9 protein-coding genes are annotated in these 16448 nt (G+C 56.4%); 5 read left to right on the forward strand and 4 right to left on the reverse strand.

Features of this window, described 5'->3' with window-relative positions; all coding sequences use genetic code 11:
• Positions 1-100: 100 nt before the first annotated feature.
• The 4 genes from ACP7AJ_RS05210 to ACP7AJ_RS05225 all read right to left on the reverse strand — a co-directional run bounded on the left by ACP7AJ_RS05210 (position 101) and on the right by ACP7AJ_RS05225 (position 5692).
• Positions 101-1585, reverse strand: a complete 1485-nt coding sequence (locus tag ACP7AJ_RS05210) for an exonuclease domain-containing protein (RefSeq protein WP_426059140.1) — start codon at positions 1583-1585, stop codon at positions 101-103.
• A 119-nt stretch (positions 1586-1704) separates the two neighbouring features.
• Positions 1705-3642, reverse strand: a complete 1938-nt coding sequence (locus tag ACP7AJ_RS05215; protein ID WP_426059141.1) for a cytochrome c oxidase subunit I — start codon at positions 3640-3642, stop codon at positions 1705-1707.
• 289 nt (positions 3643-3931) lie between these two features.
• Positions 3932-4408, reverse strand: a complete 477-nt coding sequence (locus ACP7AJ_RS05220) for a PA2169 family four-helix-bundle protein (protein WP_426059142.1) — start codon at positions 4406-4408, stop codon at positions 3932-3934.
• A 90-nt stretch (positions 4409-4498) separates the two neighbouring features.
• The gene (locus ACP7AJ_RS05225; RefSeq protein ID WP_426059143.1) at positions 4499-5692 is read right to left on the reverse strand and encodes an AI-2E family transporter; all 1194 of its coding nucleotides are present in this window, start codon (positions 5690-5692) and stop codon (positions 4499-4501) included.
• 180 nt (positions 5693-5872) lie between these two features.
• On the opposite strand from ACP7AJ_RS05225, the gene ACP7AJ_RS05230 reads away from it, so the two are divergent.
• From ACP7AJ_RS05230 to ACP7AJ_RS05250, 5 genes are all read left to right on the forward strand, one after another.
• Positions 5873-7816, forward strand: coding sequence for a DNA topoisomerase IV subunit B (locus ACP7AJ_RS05230; protein WP_426059144.1), 1944 nt, complete (start codon positions 5873-5875; stop codon positions 7814-7816).
• Between the two features lie 375 nt (positions 7817-8191).
• Entirely contained in the window at positions 8192-10156 is a 1965-nt protein-coding gene (locus tag ACP7AJ_RS05235) for a tetratricopeptide repeat-containing sensor histidine kinase (RefSeq protein ID WP_426059145.1), read from the forward strand.
• An 874-nt stretch (positions 10157-11030) separates the two neighbouring features.
• Entirely contained in the window at positions 11031-13778 is a 2748-nt protein-coding gene (locus ACP7AJ_RS05240; RefSeq protein ID WP_426059455.1) for a DNA gyrase/topoisomerase IV subunit A, read from the forward strand.
• A gap of 393 nt (positions 13779-14171) precedes the next feature.
• Positions 14172-15014: a hypothetical protein gene (locus ACP7AJ_RS05245; RefSeq protein ID WP_426059146.1), complete on the forward strand. Its 843-nt coding sequence runs from the start codon at positions 14172-14174 to the stop codon at positions 15012-15014.
• A gap of 111 nt (positions 15015-15125) precedes the next feature.
• Positions 15126-16283, forward strand: coding sequence for a tetratricopeptide repeat protein (locus tag ACP7AJ_RS05250; RefSeq protein ID WP_426059147.1), 1158 nt, complete (start codon positions 15126-15128; stop codon positions 16281-16283).
• Positions 16284-16448: the final 165 nt, after the last annotated feature.

The raw sequence follows: 16448 nt of genomic DNA on the forward strand, positions 1-16448 counted from the left end.
CATTCATGCCAAAACACGAAGCGGCCCACCGGATGCATTTCGGTGGGCCGCTTCGTGTTTTGATGAACAGCCAAGGGTTTCATCGCTTCAACCAAAATATTTAGCCAAACACCTTCACCCGCTCGCCTTTGTGCTTGGTGCGTAAGTGCTGCCGGATAATCTGCTGAATGTCCTTGTTGTCGTTGTATGGCTTAATAACATCGCGAAAGTCGGCCAGCTTGCGGGCCGAGAACGTCTCGTCGACATACCCAAAGCCGCGGTAGCTGCCGTTTTCAACCAGCACAATGGTTTTTTCCAACTCAGTGCGGCCGGGTCCTATCACCGCGAAGGTGTCGTGCTCGTAGCTGATGCTATCGATGGCCTCGTCTACGCGCAGGTTGTAAGTTTCCGGCGGCTCCAGGCCCAGGCAGGCGCCCTGGCAGCGATGCACCTGGTAATCGAAGCAGGCCCCCTGGGTTTTGTAGAGGCCGCACATCTTCTGGCAAAGATTGTATTTGGCCACTTTGTGGTACAGGAAACCCTGGGCCTTAAACTGATTGCCCAGCGCAATGATGGGGATTTCGGCGTTGCGGGCATCGGCGCGGCCGTAGGCTAGGCGCTTGTAGCCCTGCTCATCAACGCGGAGGTAGATGCCCGCCGGAAACACCGAGCGCCGCTGCTGGCGGTTATACGCCGGCTTTAGCTGCTTGATGAGGTGCGACTCATAAAGCAGCGCCACCAACTCTGAGCCCGTCAGCTCCCAGGTGATGTCGGCAATGCTGTTCTTAAACTCCAGGCTCTTGCGCGACTTCACATCCACTGCAAAGTGCTGCTGAATGCGCTTGTAGATGTTGATGCTTTTGCCAACGTAAATAACCTCGCCCGCCTCGTTGTGGAAATAGTAAACCCCCGTGGCCTGGGGCAGACTGGCCACCAGCGTGGGCGATACCAACGGCGGAATCAAAGCAGTGCGAATAGCTTCCTGCACGGCCGCCACCCGCTTGGGCGAGGGCGCCTTCGTGCCATCGGGCCGGCGGCCGTCCGGGGCCAGGGCATCCACGCGGGCCAGCGTATCAGCCGGGGCAAGGCCATTTTGCACGGCTTCGCTGTCCTGGGTAATTTTCAGGAGGCGCCCAAAAAGTACCGTCGTGGCATGCGCGTCGCCCGCAGCGCGGTGGCGGTTCTCCAGCGGAATCCCAATGTTCTGGCACAGCTTGCCTAGGCTGTAGCTGGGCTGGCCCGGCATGAGCGAGCGGCTGAGACGCACCGTGCACAGGGTTTTGCGCGAGTAGTTGTAGCCGAGGTCGGCAAATTCCTTTTTCAGAAACGAGTAGTCGAACCGCACGTTGTGGGCCACAAATACGCAGCCTTCGGTCATCTCCACCACCTTGCGCGCCACTTCGTGGAACTTCGGCGCAGCGCTCACCATGTCGTTGGTGATGCCCGTGAGCTGGGTAATAAACGGCGGGATGGCCCGCCCCGGATTAAGCAGCGTCGCGTATTCGTCCACGATTTTTTCGCCGTCGTGGATATAAATTGCTATTTCGGTGATGCGGTCCTGAGTAGGCTGTCCGCCAGTAGTCTCAAGGTCAATAATGGCGTACAAATCGCTGCGCGGAAAAGGTGGTCGTTAGCTAAGCTAACAAACTTAGCCAGGCAGAAGGTTGCAGGCCCGGCTTTTCTAAAAAAGCCGGGCCTGCAATTGTACCCACCTCCTTAAATAAATTACTCAGCCATTTCCTGTTCGTAGGGCAGATTTGACGAGACAGTTTTGGAAAGCGGCACGTTTTGCGGGATAAAGTCATCTTCGGCACCTGGCTTACTGTAGTCGTAGGGCCAGCGGTATACCGTCGGGATTTCGCCCGGCCAGTTGCCGTGTCCGGGGTTGATAGGCGTAGTCCACTCCAGCGTGTTGGCGCGCCAGGGGTTTTGCGTGGCCCGTCGGCCACGGTACATGCTGTAGATAAAGTTGAACAGGAAGACAAACTGCCCCACCCACACCAGAATAGCCGCTGTACTGATGAACTTATTTAAGTCCGCAAACTGCGAGAAGGAATCAAAGGCCGTCCAGGCATAATAGCGGCGCGGAAAACCCGCAATGCCAATGTAGTGCATGGGCATAAACACGCAGTAGGCTCCCAATAAAGTCGACCAGAAGTGGATGTATCCCAACTTCTCGTCCATCATTCGGCCAAACATCTTCGGAAACCAGTGATAGACGCCTGCAAACATGGCAAAGAAGGCCGAGCTGCCCATTACCAAGTGGAAGTGCGCCACCACGAAGTAAGTGTTGTGAGCCTGTATATCCAGTGTGGAATTGCCAAGAATGATGCCCGTCAAACCACCAGTTATAAACAGCGACACAAACCCGATGCTAAACAGCATGGCCGTGGTAAACCGGATATTTCCGCGCCAGAGCGTGGCTAGCCAGTTGAATACCTTCACGCCCGAAGGCACGGCAATAATCAGCGTCAGAAACATAAAGACTGAGCCCAGGAAGGGGTTCATGCCCGTTACGAACATGTGGTGCCCCCACACGACGAACGAGAGCAGCGAAATGCCGACCAGCGAGCCAATCATGGCCCGGTAGCCAAATATGGGCTTGCGGGCATTGATGGGCAGCACTTCGTTCACAATACCGAAGGCTGGCAAAATCACGATGTACACTTCCGGGTGGCCCAGGAACCAGAACAAGTGCTGGAACAGAACCGGCGAGCCCCCCTGGTGGTGCAGGGCCTGCCCAGCAATGTAGATGTCAGACAAATAAAAGGAAGTGCCAAATGAGCGGTCAAACACGAGCAGCAGCACGGCTGAGAAAAGCACTGGAAATGCCAGAATACCCAGTATAGCCGTCAGAAAAAAGGCCCAAATGGTGAGCGGAAGCTTGCTCATACTCATGCCTTTTGTGCGCAGGTTTATTACCGTGGTTACGTAGTTTACCCCGCCCAGCAACTGCGAAACGATAAACAGCGCCATCGAAACGAGCCATAAAGTCTGGCCCGCGCCCGAGCCCGGAATGGATTGTGGCAGAGCGCTCAACGGTGGGTAAATGGTCCAGCCCGCCGCTGCTGGCCCTGTTTCAATAAAGAGCGAGGATAACATGACCACGCTCGACAGAAAGAAGAACCAGTACGAGAGCATGTTCATGAAGCCTGACGCCATGTCACGGGCTCCAATCTGCAGCGGAATCAAGAAGTTGGAAAACGTACCGCTCAGCCCGGCCGTTAGCACGAAAAACACCATGATGGTGCCGTGCATCGTCACCAACGATAAGTAAAACTCCGGGTTGAGCTTGCCAGCTTGAATCCATTTGCCCAGCACGGGGCTTAAAAACTCCAACGCAGCCTCGGGCCACCCAAGTTGCACGCGCATTAGGCTCGACAATGCGCCTCCCACAAAAGCCCAAGCAATGCCGGTAATCAGAAACTGCTTGGCAATGGTTTTGTGGTCTTGGCTGAACACGTATTTCCACAGCCAGTGCTGCTCGTGGTCGTCGTGGTCGGGGTGTCCATGGTCGAGGTGGTCGCCTTGTGGCCGCGACGGAATCTGGGTGCCACGGCCGCCTTGCGCCTGCGCTTGTTCGGCAGACGTCCCAGTGGCCACCGTCGAGACCATTTCAGAGTTTACAGTTTCGCCGGTTGGGGAGGGAAGGTTTGCATCCATAGAACTGGTTTTAGGAGGGGTTGGTGTAAAGTTAACGGTATGAGAAACAGGATGTTTATAGGTATTTTATACCATTTGCATCGGTGTTTCCCGAGAATCCACTCCGTATTTTATCCTTCCTTGCATTCAGTTTTACGCTGTTGCCTCAACCGTATTTAGAGTCTAACTTACACTGGCCTAGCATCTGCTTGGTATTTACGTCCAACACGCAAAAAGCCCCACCGGCTGCATTTTGTGCAAGCGGTGGGGCTAGTTAGTGCAGGTCCTGACGCGGGCGTCAGTTGGTTTCTTAATTGCTCAAGCTGCCTTTTTGCTGGGTAACCCAGTTTTTGGCCTGCAGCACTTCGCTGTGCTGCTGCTGCAGAATGCTCTTGGCTTCGGTAGGCAGGTTTTCGGCTTGGAGGGCCGTCTCGTAAGCTTTAAGGGCTACAGAATCTCCGGTTTCGCATTCGCCCAGGATGGCAGTGTCGCTATGGCCGGTGATGGCCGACTTGAGGTTAATCCAGCCATGATGCACTGCAGCGGCTGCATCGGTCAGCAGTCCCTCTACAGTGTTGCTGTCTTGTATGTTAAGACCGTATTGGCTGGCGCGTTGGGTGAGCTCCGAAGCAAACTGAGCGCGCTGCTGCGAAAGGCGGCTCAGCTCCGATTTCAGCTGGGGGTTGGTTACGCCTTCGGCGGCTTCCTGGTAGCCTTTTGCACCGGTTTTGTTGATTTCAACAAGGTCATTGTAAGCGCGGGCGGTGGTTTCAGTGGTCGTAGCCATTGTAGGAAAAGGTAAGTTATGTGGAAGGAAAGTTTGGTAAGCTATACTGTTTAGCCGACCTGGGGGTTGCACTGAAGCCAGCGTTGCGCACTAGATGCGCTTGAGCATGTGCCAAGCCTTGCCCAAAAAACCGGGCTTGTCGTCCGACTTGTCCTTTTTGGTGTCTTCGCCATCGGTTACGTCACCTAGCAAGAAGCCCCAGGGCTCGGTGGCCTTGTTCGAATCGAACACCACCTTGAGCACGGCCACCATCGGAATGCTCAAAATCATGCCCGGTGTGCCCCACAGCTCGCCGCCCAAAATGAGGGCCACGATGGCCGCCATGGGGTTGATGCTCACTTTGGAGCCCGTAATCATGGGCGTGATGAAATTGCCCTCGAGAAACTGCACAAACACAAACACGCCCACAACGGCCGCGGCTTTGCCCGGCGAGCCGGTTTCAACCAGCGTAATCAGGGCCGGAATGGTAGCCCCCACCAGAATGCCGATGTAGGGAATCACCGCCAGTACCGAAGCGAAAATGGCAAAGAAGATGGCGAACTTAACGCCCAGCAGCAGCAGGCCAATCCCGTTGAGTATCGCCACAATCACAATCACCATGAGCAGCCCGGTGATGTAAGCCTGGACCACCGCCTGAATGCTGTCCATGGTGTGCAGCACCGCCGTTCGCTTGTCAGGCGACACAAACCGGAACATAAACTGGCGCATATGGTCGCGGTAATACAAAAAGCAAAAGATGTAAATGGGAATAAGCGTGAGCACGCTTAGCACCCCCGCCGTGGTGCTGATGGTACTGCCCAGAAACCCGCCCGCCGACTTTTTGGCCGAGCTGAGCGACGAATCAATTATTTCGTCCTTGCTCATGATGCGCATCCCTAGCCGGTCGTGCAGCCACTGCTGGCCCTGGTCGAGGTACACCACCATCTTTTGCTGAATGAGAGGCAATTCGGCTTTCAGGTCCATAATCTGAGCACCAAACACTACCCCCAGCCCCACTACGCCACCCACCAGCAATAGGATGGCCGTGATGATGGCCAGTATTCGCGGCCAGCCCCGGTTCTCTAGTTTGCTAACCATGGGCAGCAGCAGAGTCGAGAGCAGGGCCGCAAAGAACAAGGGCAGCAAAATGCCGTCGAGCTTGTGCAGCACATACACCAGCAGCGAGAGACCAATCAGCATAAACGTGTAGTGTATTACGGGCGCCAGCCGGGCCTCGGGCACGCTCCCGCTTTGCTGACTGACATTGGAGTGCGGTGTGCCGCGGGTGGCGAGGGGAGGAAACATGCGTAGGGGAGGAGAAGAAGTTAATTGGCTTAACACTGCACCAGGCGTGAACCCAGGGCCCTGAGATGATGTTAAAAACTAAATAAATTAGCGGGGCTGTGCTAACTGAGCTGGCATAATTTCTTGCCCTACCGCTAATTTCTGCGTTATTTTACCTGAATTCTTGAGAACAGTTGCCCCATGAACGACGAACTACTGACTGACGCCCCGGAAGTGGCGCCAAAAGTCCCCGACCACGGCTATAACGAAGACAGCATTCGCTCGCTGGACTGGCGCGAGCACATCCGCCTCCGGCCGGGCATGTACATCGGCAAACTTGGCGATGGCTCTGCTTACGACGACGGCATCTACGTATTGGTGAAGGAAGTGGTCGATAACTGCATCGACGAACACGTAATGGGGCACGGCCGCACTATCGACATTAAGATTTCCGACTCCCGGGTACAGGTGCGCGACTACGGCCGCGGCATCCCGCTGGGCAAGGTGGTCGATGTGGTGAGCAAAATCAACACCGGCGGCAAATACGATTCCAAGGTATTCCAAAAGTCCGTGGGCCTCAACGGCGTGGGCACCAAGGCCGTGAACGCCCTCAGCGGCTACTTCTTGGTGCAGAGCGTGCGCGAGGGCGTGATGAAATCGGCCGAGTTTGCCCAGGGCAAGCTCGTGAGCGACCCCAAGCCTCAGAAGACCAGCCAGCGCAACGGTACCCTCGTTACTTTCCAGCCCGACGATACCATTTTCAAGAACTACCGCTTCATTCCGGAGTACTTGGAAAACCAAATCTGGAACTACGTCTACCTCAACGCCGGCCTGACCATCAACTTCAACGGTCAGAAGTATTATTCCGAAAACGGCCTGCTCGATTTGCTTGCCCGCAAAGCCGACGTTGAGAGCATGCGTTACCCCATTATCCACCTCAAGGGGCCGGATATTGAAATGGCCATGACGCACGGCAACGACTACGGCGAGGAGTACTATTCCTTCGTGAACGGGCAGTATACCACACAGGGTGGCACGCACTTGGCGGCGTTCCGCGAAGCCGTGGTGAAGGCCGTGCGCGAGTTTTATAAAAAGGACTACGACGCAGCCGACATTCGGGCCAGCATCATCGCCGCCATTTCGGTGCGCGTGCAGGAACCTGTGTTCGAGAGCCAGACCAAAACCAAGCTCGGCAGCGTGAACATGGGCGAAGACGGCCCCACAGTCCGTGGCTTTATCGTCGATTTTGTCAAAGAGCACCTCGACAACTACCTGCACAAAAATGCCGATGCCGCCGAGAAGCTGCGCAAGCGCATTGAGCAGAGCGAGCGCGAGCGCAAAGACATGGCCGGCGTGAAAAAGCTAGCCAACCAGCGCGCCAAAAAAGCCAACCTGCACAACCGCAAGCTGCGCGACTGCCGCTTTCACCTGGGCGAGAACGCCAAGGACGGCGCCGAGAAAGAGCTGCTTACTACGCTCTTCATCACCGAGGGCGACTCGGCCTCGGGCAGCATCACCAAGAGCCGCAACGTGGAACTGGAGGCCGTGTTCAGTTTGCGCGGCAAGCCGCTGAACTGCTTTGGCCTGAAAAAGAAAATCGTGTACGAGAACGAGGAGCTGAACCTCCTGCAGCACGCGCTAAACATCGAAGAAGGCATTGAGCACTTGCGCTACAACCGCGTGGTGGTGGCCACCGATGCCGACGTCGATGGCATGCACATTCGTCTGCTGCTGCTCACCTTCTTCCTGCAGTTCTTCCCCGACCTGGTGCGCAACGGGCACGTTTTCATTCTTGAAACGCCACTCTTCCGCGTGCGCAACAAGAAGGAAACCATTTATTGCTACAATGAGCAGGAAAAGCAAGCCGCAATGCGCAAGCTGGGCAAAAACCCCGAGATAACCCGCTTTAAAGGCCTAGGGGAGATTTCACCTGAAGAGTTTGGCAAATTTATCGGCGAAAACATAAAGCTCGAGCCGGTTATTCTACAGTCTGACCGTAGCATTCAGCAGGTACTCACTTATTACATGGGCAAAAACACGCCCGACCGCCAGACCTTCATCATCGACAACTTGCGGCTGGAAAAAGACCTGATTACCAGCGACGTATTGCCGGTGGCCGAACTGGTCGAAGCCGAAGCTGCCTGATGTGCTCAGGGTACCAGGCATCCTGCCTTGAGCACTACATAATTGAATTCGCCCCGCTTAGCATTTGCTAGGTGGGGTGTTTTTTTGCAGAGAGGGGAAAATGGCTGGCAAACCACGGTTAGGTACCCGCCGCTAAGGTCTTTTAAACCACTCTGAAAATCCTGAACGGACATGAATAAGCTGTTTGCTTGGTAAGTATTACTTTCTTGGCAGTTCAAGTAGATTACTTGTGTCATGTGCTTGCTCATTATCAGTACCTTTATGCGCTGTTAAGCTATTCAAATGCATAAAATCAAGGGGCGGTACCGCTGGGCTTTGCTCTTGGCAGCAACATGCGTTGCTTGGGGGAAGGGGCCACTGGCCGCTCAAGCTCCCGTGCCAGAGCCAGCTTCAACCCAGTCCCCGCCTTTTGCTGAAGCCAAAGCCGCCAATCTTTCGGCCCTGAAGCAAGCTCAGCAGCACCGTATCGATAGCGTGAGCGCGCTGGTGGACGCCAACCTGACTCCCGATTACAGGCGAGTGGTCCTGCTCACCGAATTAGCGCGTGCGCTCAAGCTCAAGCAGGTAGAAGATGCCCTGCCTGTATTGGAAGAAGCCGTTCGACTGGCCCGGCAACTCGAACGCCACGACTTGGTGGCCGAAACTTTGTTGGATTTGGCCGACTATTACATCAGCCTTGCCAATTACGGCCCCGCCAAGCGATGCCTGCAAGATGCTCAACTCGAATTTGAGCTCATACGCGACTTGGGAGGCGAAGTGCGGTGCCTGGGCCGGCTGGCTCTCGTGGCCGACCAGCAGGGTCAGTACGCGGCTAGCTTGGCTTATTGCTATAAGGGCATGACCATGGCCAATACTAGCGAAACTCGCCGTTTCCAAACCAGCCTGAAAATTCAGGCGGGCAACACATTTACCAAGCTCGGCGATTATAAGCATGCGCACGAGTATCTGAGCGATGCACTGAGAGTAGCCCGTCACTACGATTACCCGGACCGTATCAACCTGGCTTTGGGTGGCCTTGGCGATGTAGCCCGCCGCCAAAAGCACTGGGCTTTGGCCCGGCGCTTTTACTTGCAGAGCATGGCAGTCAGCCAGCGTTTGGGCCTGGCGGCGGAGGTCCTGGCTATGCAGCTCAACCTGGCGGAGGTAGATGAACGGCAGGGTAATAATGCCAATGCGCTGGCCCTAGGTTACCCGGTTTTGCGACAATCCGTTGCAGCTGGGCAGCTGCTGGCCATTCCGAGGGCTCTGGGGTTGCTGGCGCGTGCATCTCTGCAAATGGGCCGGCCCGATAGTGCCATTTATTACGGGAAACGTAGCCTACGTGCCAGCCAGGCAGTTCGCTCGAAAGAAGGCGCTCGTGCTGCCAACGAGGTGCTGGCACTAGCTTATGCGGCCCGTAAGGATTTCGCGCAGGCCTACACGGCTTCAAGCGGCCGCAAGGCTTACAACGACAGCCTCCTTAACGAAGCCACCACCAACCGGACCGCTGCCCTGCGCCTCAATTATGAGCTGGGCCAGCAGCAAAACCAAATTAAGGTGCTTACCCAGCAAGCCCGTTTGCAAGCCCAACAACGCGAACTTTACCGCCTGCGTCAGCAAACCCAACTCATTGGCATTGCCGGAATCAGCCTGCTGGCCATTTTGGTGGGAGGGTATTTCTTTTGGCGCTTCCGCCGGCGACAATCCGCCCGCGAAACAGAGTTGCGTGCCCGCCTAGCCGCCGACCTGCGCGACGATGTCGGTACGCTCCTCCGGCAAATCAGCCTGCAAAGCAATCTGCTCCAGGAAGGCCTGGCCGACGCTGCGGGCCAGCGCCTCCAAATCAACCGCCTTTCTGATGCCAGCCGGACCGCCGTGCGTCAGCTCAACGACGTAGTATGGAGTCTCGATGCCCAGAACGATTACCTCACCGACCTTCTTAGCCGCATGCGGGACTATGGCCACGAAGTGATATGCCCCCGCAACATCGAGCTTGATTTTAAGCTGCCCAATGCCCTGCCTGTTTATCGCCTCCATGCCCGCTTGCGCCGCAATCTGTATCTGATATACAAGGAAAGCCTGCAAAACATCCTCAAGCATGCGCAGGCGGTTTCGCGCGTCACGGTAGGGGTGCGCTTGGAGGGCCCGCAGCTGATACTGGATATTGTGGATGATGGCCAGCCCGCGGCTGTTGGAACGCACGTAGCCCTTGGCCGCAATGGCCAAGGGGTGACTACGATTTATAACCGCGCTACCGCCATTGGCGGGGCGGCAACCACAGGACCGGTATTGGCTGCCACCGGCACAGTAACCGGTTATGGGGTACGGGTAGTCGTGCCCTTGCCTCATCTTAGTGCCTAGTTCGTGTTAGGGCCTAACCCCACATGCGTCGCGGTGCTAGGAGAAAAAAAAGCGCATAGCGAAGTAATTAAATAAGTTTCTGTTGGAGTAAATGCGGCTGCGTAATTATACCCTTCATCCTTTTTCGCGCAGGCACTCAAATCAATGCAGGTTTTCTGCCCCATCAAGACTCCATTGATGTCTCTTTTAAACTGTAAAATTCAGTAATACGCAGCCAGAAATGTGGTTAACGAATTGTTAAGGTTTTGCTGTGTATTATTTTTTTCGTAGGTTTGAACCGCCGCCTAGGGGTAGACTAGTCGGCACATTCCACGGAAAAGCCCGGGCCCTTGGCTCGGGCTTTTTTCGTTTTGGGCAATATGGGCTAATTGACGAGCTTTGTGCATCTGTTGCTGTTGTGCTTTTGGCTATTTATTTTAGCTTGCATTTCGCCAAAATATTGCCTTAATTTAAAACATGGGCTGTTTTATGGTTGCTCTCAGAACTGAGAGTGCCTCGCAATTCGCTAAAAATCTTGGGAACTTTCCGGCCTTCTCAGGGATTGTAATTTATTGCGCTCCGCGCGCATTCCGGTATTTTTGACGGCAGTTCGCCGACCTCTTTCGTTTTCCCTGTGGCTACTCTCGATACTCCCGCTTCCGAATTTCCCGACAAAAATTTTCTGCAGTCCGGCGATTCGGTGGATTTTGACCTCTCCGCTTTCTCACCTGCTGCCGCCGCGGACGCGGAAGAAGACCCCAGTTTTGCCGCTGAGGCAGCAGCCCAGCACCAAGAAACGGCAGACGTATTAGCTTCTTCCGAAGCCGGCGTTCCAGTTGCTGCAGCATCGGACTTGTTTGGGGCAACCCCCACCGTGCATCTGGCAATCGACACCGTGCCCGAGCCCGAAACCGAAGAGGAACCCAAGTTCGCTCCCGGCGAAACCATTCACGACGTGGCCACGGTGAAGGGCATGTACCAGAACTGGTTTCTGGACTACGCGTCATACGTAATTCTGGAGCGGGCCGTCCCGGCCATCGAAGACGGCCTCAAGCCCGTGCAGCGGCGCATCCTGCACGCCATGAAGGAGATGGACGACGGTCGCTTCAACAAGGTGGCTAACGTCATCGGTCAGACCATGCAGTACCACCCCCACGGCGACGCCAGCATTGGCGACGCCATGGTGAACCTGGGCCAGAAAGACCTGCTCATCGAGACTCAGGGCAACTGGGGCGACGTGCGCACCGGCGATGGCGCCGCTGCACCCCGCTATATCGAAGCCCGCCTCTCCAAGTTTGCCCTCGACGTGGTTTTCAACCCCGACACCACCGAGTGGCAGCTCAGCTACGACGGCCGCAAGCGCGAGCCTACCACGCTGCCTGTAAAATTCCCGCTGCTGCTGGCGCAGGGTGTCGAAGGCATTGCCGTGGGTTTGAGCACCAAGATTATGCCGCACAACTTCCGCGAGTTGTGCAAGGCTAGCATCGACGTGCTGCGGGGCCGGGAAGTGCAGTTGTTTCCGGACTTTTCGACCGGTGGCTTGTGCGACGTCAGCAACTACAACTCGGGCATGCGCGGAGCCAAAATCCGGCTGCGTGCCACCATCGAGAAGGTCGATAAGACTCTGCTTGTAATTCGCGACATTCCCTACGGATCCACCACCACGGCGCTGATGGAAAGCATCGTGAAGGCTTCGGAAGCCAACAAAATCAAGATTAAGAAGGTGGTCGACAACACGGCTGCTGACGTGGAAATTCAGGTACAGCTGCCTGCCGGGGTCTCGCCCGACCTGACCATGGATGCGCTGTATGCCTTCACCGACTGCGAAATCAGCATTTCGCCCAACACCTGCGTTATTATTGACGACAAGCCCCGCTTTGTGGGCGTGGAGGACGTGTTGCGGCAGAGCACCAAGGCTACGGTGCGCCTGCTGGAGCGTGAGCTGGAAATTCGTCAGGATGAGCTGTGGGAGAAATGGCACAACGCCTCGCTGGAGAAGATTTTCATCGAAAACCGCATCTACCGCAAAATTGAGGAGTGCGAGACCTGGCCTGAAATTCTGGAGACCATCGACAAAGGCCTGAAGAAATTCGTGCGCATCGAAGGGGAAAAGGCCAAAGCTGACGACCAGCGCATCCTCCTGCGCCGCCCCATCACGGAAGACGACCTCACCCGCCTTACCGAAATCCGCATCAAGCGCATCTCGAAATTCGACGGTTTCAAGGCCGATGAGTATATCCAGCGCCTCGAAGCCGAACTGGCCGAAGTAGCCGACCACCTCGCCAACCTGACTCGCTACGCCATCAATTACTTCGAAGGCCTGCTGAAGAAGTACGGCGCGGGCCGCGAGCGCAAAACCCAGCTTCGCACCTTCGATGTGGTAACCGCCCAGAAAGTAGCGGTGGCCAATCAAAAGCTCTACGTGAACTACCAAGACGGTTTCGTGGGCTATGGCCTTAAAAAGGACGAAAATGCGGTTACCATCTGCGACTGCTCTGACTTGGACGACATCATCGCCATCAAGCGCGAAGGCACGTTCACGGTAACCAAAATTGCTGAGAAAACCTTTGTGGGCAAGGATATACTGCACGTCGGTGTCTACAATAAAAACGACGACCGATTGGTGTACAACATGGTGTACCTCGACGGCGCCTCGGGCATCAGCTTTGCCAAGCGCTTCCTGGTGTCGGGCATCACCCGCGACAAAACCTACGACCTCACCAAAGGCACCAAGGGCACCAAAACCCTTTACCTCACGGCCAACCCCAATTCCGAGTCCGAAATTGTAAGCATTCAGCTCAGCGACAAGGCCCCTGCACGGGTAAAGCAATTTGACTTTGACTTTGCCGAGCTGGCCATCAAGGGCAAGGGCTCCATGGGTAACATCGTCACCAAACAGCCCATCAAAAAAATCACCCAGAAAACCCTGGGCGATTCTACCTTGGGCGGCCGCGAAATCTTCTTCGACAGCGTGGTAGGCCGCCTCAACACGGCCGGTCACGGCCGTTATCTCGGCACCTTCGACACCGAAAACACCGTGCTGGTGGTGTTCAAAGATGGCAGCTATGAGCTAACAGCGCCCAACCCCACCAACCACTACGACGTGCCCAACATCCTGCTCCTGCGCAAGCACGAGCCCGACACGGTGCTGTCGGCCGTGTACATGGACGGCGAAACCAAGCTTCATTACGTAAAGCGTTTCAAAATCGAAACCAGCACGCTGGAGAAGCGCTTCACCTTCATCTCCGAAACCAAGGGCTCCAAGCTGCTGGCCGTGACGGCCAACCCTGAGCCCGTGGCGGAGCTGAAAATCCAGAAGGACAAAAAAGCGGAGAAGGAGACCGAGAAAATCAACCTGCACGAGTTTATTGATGTGAAGGGCTGGAAGGCCATGGGCAACAAGCTCAACTACTTTAAAGTCCACGCTCTGACCTTGCTAACCGATGAAGGGCCCGAGCCCCAGCGCCGCGAAGTGCCTAAAAAGCGGGTGGCTGTGGCACTGCCCAAGGCAAGCGAGCACGTGGGTATCGTCACGGCCGTTGAAAGGCCCGAATCCGCGGGCCCGGTCGACGTGACGGCCGAGGAGGTAGCCCAGGCGCGTGAGTTGCTGAAGCGGCCCAAGGCTCAGTTAGGTCTTTTTTAGGCAATACACTTGTAAGGCTATTGTCATGCTTAGCGTTCGAGGCCCCGGGACGAAATGTGCTTACCGATTTAATCGTTAATAAGTACGCAACTTTCGTCCCGCGATACTGAACGTTCAAATGTTCCATAAACCAGGCGCTGCCTTAACCTGCGCTCTAACGCACACCGCCACCAGCCGGTGCAAGCATGAATTTAACGGACTGACTAAGCGTTTGGACCAGGGCCGTATTTATTTGCCTCTATGCGTGTTTCATTTCCATTGCGGGGGTGCCCTACTTTTACACCTAGGCCGTGGCGGGGGTGGTTGCTTGCAGTGGGTTTGCTTGGGGTGATAGGAGGGAGCCCCGCAGCAGGTCAGTCACAGCTGCAAAAGCTCAAGCCTCTTGTCTCGTCGGTGCGCCAGGCACCCGCTGCTCCTGCCAACGACTCGCCCGAGGTGCGCATGATGCTGTTGCAGGCCTCGACCCTCGCAAATGCATTTAAGGACTCCGAAGCCCTGGCAGTTTATCAGGAAATCATCAAGAAAGCGCCAAGGCATTACCTGGCCTTGTGCCAGGCTACTGTGCTAAGCGTGAAAATAGGGCGCCGCTATTCCGATGAAACCCGCAAAGCGGCGTACTTCGATGCTGCCCGCCAATACGCCGACCGGGCTTTGCTTATGCAGCCCGAAGGAGGGGAGAGCAATTACGCCGTTGCATTGGCTTTATTCAGTCAGGCCACTTTGTATAATGCCGGAGCCCGCCTGCTGGCTTTCCGCGACTTGCGCTCGCACGTGTACCTGGCTACCCAGCACCGGCCCGATTATCCCGAAGCGTGGCAGCTGCTTGGCCGCTGGCAGTACCGGGTGGCCCACTACAATGTGCTGGAGCGGATTTATAGTAAGCTGGTCCTCGGGGACGTGCCCGATGGCGGTGACAGCCGCACCGCCATCGAATCCATGGAAACAGCACACGGGCTGGCTCCTCAAAACCTTCAGATTTGCTATGATTTGGCCCGGATGTGTCGCTACCAGGGGCGTCGCCGCCGAGCCATAGAAGTATTGCGTGAAGCTGAAAAAATTCCGGCTATCACCAGCGAAGATTTGGTTTTGATTCGCCTCTGCCGTCAAATGCTGCCTCTCTTGGTGCGTGCCGATGCCCGCCGGCAAAAGCGGCTGGCTCGCGGCCTGCTACCAGCTGACCAACCGGAGCAGGAAGCCGTCCGCTCAGCGGTGGAGGCTAGCAAAAAAACTGAGTAGTGCAGCCGGCTTCACCTCGGGTGATGCGCGTTCTACTTGGTAAATTGGAGGGCCAGCTTTAATCACCTCGCATTGTACGTTCTTTCTTTGTAGTGATTTGCTGCTTGTTTAATGTTACCTCCTCGCCTCATTGCCTTTGTTTCGTTGCCACTGCTGGCCTTGGCGGCCGCTGGCTGCTCGACCGAGCCCAGTCAACGCCCCGACACGTTGGTCGACCTGGCCACGGTGCAGAGTGGCCCGCGCGTGCAGGCCGATGAGCTAAATGGCGCTATTGCCAGCAAGCCCCGCAACACTGCCTTGCTGGCGCGCCGTGCTACGCTGCGGCTGGCTGCCGGCCAGCCCAGCGCGGCACTGGCTGACGTTGCCGCAGCCCTTGAAATAGACGAAACTGCCGGCAACCTGTATTTTTTGCAGGCCCGGGCTTTTCGTGCCTTGGGCCAATTGCCCGCTGCCCTCGCCGCCGCCCGACAGGCCGCTCAATACGGTTTCTCTGGTCCGGAGCTGCCTTTGCTGGTGGGCGAAACCCACTTGGCAGCGCGCAATTACACAGCGGCTCTCGACAACCTCGACCGCACTTTACGCCTCGACCCCGACCAACCCGCGGCCCTTTTCTATAAAGGCCTCGCTTACGCTGCTACGGCCGATACTTCTACTGCCGTGCAATACCTGCAGGATGCGCTGGCCCGCGACCCCCGCCAGCCCGAAATTCTGCACCAGCTGGCTTTTCTACTCAACGCCTGGCGGGTGCCGGCTGATGCCGCTCGCTACGCCGCCCTGGGCATGAAGCTCGATACCACGTCCGGCTTGTTGAGCTACGACTATGGCCGTCAGTTGGAGTTGCGTGGCCGTCCCGACAGTGCCCTGTGGTATTACCGCCGGGCCCTGGCACTGGACACCACTGTGTACCGGGCCGACTACCGCCTGGGCTTGGCCGCGGCCAAGGAACGTCGCCCCGCTGCCGTTATTGAGCACCTCCAGCGCGCCCTGCGCCGCAACCCGCGCCTTCCCCAGGCCCGCGCTTTGTTGGCGGAGGCGCTGGAATCACAAAACCGCTTGCCCGAAGCCTTGGCCCAGTTCCGACGTTTGGTAGCCGAAAACCCCGGCAATACGCACTGGACCTTCAAAGTCTGGAAAACCAATGAGCGGGTGCAAGCCCTGCTTCCCGATAGCCTCCGTCCTACGCCCCACTACTACTACCGCCGTCCGGCCTCGCCACCGCGCCTGGAGCCCATCAGCCCCATTTCCTCCCTCAAACCCAGCGCGGGCTAGCCGGCCGATTACTCCGAAGCTTTGCATCGGCCCGGTAGAACGGCTCCCTTTAACTCTCGACTTAAAGCAGAGCTTCGGGGAACTCGACCGGCTACCAATCCTACAGCTTCTAAAAGAGTATTAGATAAGTAAAAAAGCACAATTCCACCTTCTTTATTCTTAATT

It is taken from the genome of Hymenobacter sp. B1770, assembly GCF_049896385.1.
In the GTDB taxonomy this organism is placed as follows: Bacteria; Bacteroidota; Bacteroidia; order Cytophagales; family Hymenobacteraceae; genus Hymenobacter.

What these genes read in the sequence shown, in the direction of transcription:
- ACP7AJ_RS05225 (WP_426059143.1), bottom strand. Translation starts at nt 5,692, where the DNA reads ATGTTTCCTCCCCTCGCCACCCGCGGCACACCGCACTCCAATGTCAGT.
- ACP7AJ_RS05250 (WP_426059147.1), top strand. Translation starts at nt 15,126, where the DNA reads ATGTTACCTCCTCGCCTCATTGCCTTTGTTTCGTTGCCACTGCTGGCC.
- ACP7AJ_RS05220 (WP_426059142.1), bottom strand. Translation starts at nt 4,408, where the DNA reads ATGGCTACGACCACTGAAACCACCGCCCGCGCTTACAATGACCTTGTT.
- ACP7AJ_RS05215 (WP_426059141.1), bottom strand. Translation starts at nt 3,642, where the DNA reads ATGGATGCAAACCTTCCCTCCCCAACCGGCGAAACTGTAAACTCTGAA.
- ACP7AJ_RS05230 (WP_426059144.1), top strand. Translation starts at nt 5,873, where the DNA reads ATGAACGACGAACTACTGACTGACGCCCCGGAAGTGGCGCCAAAAGTC.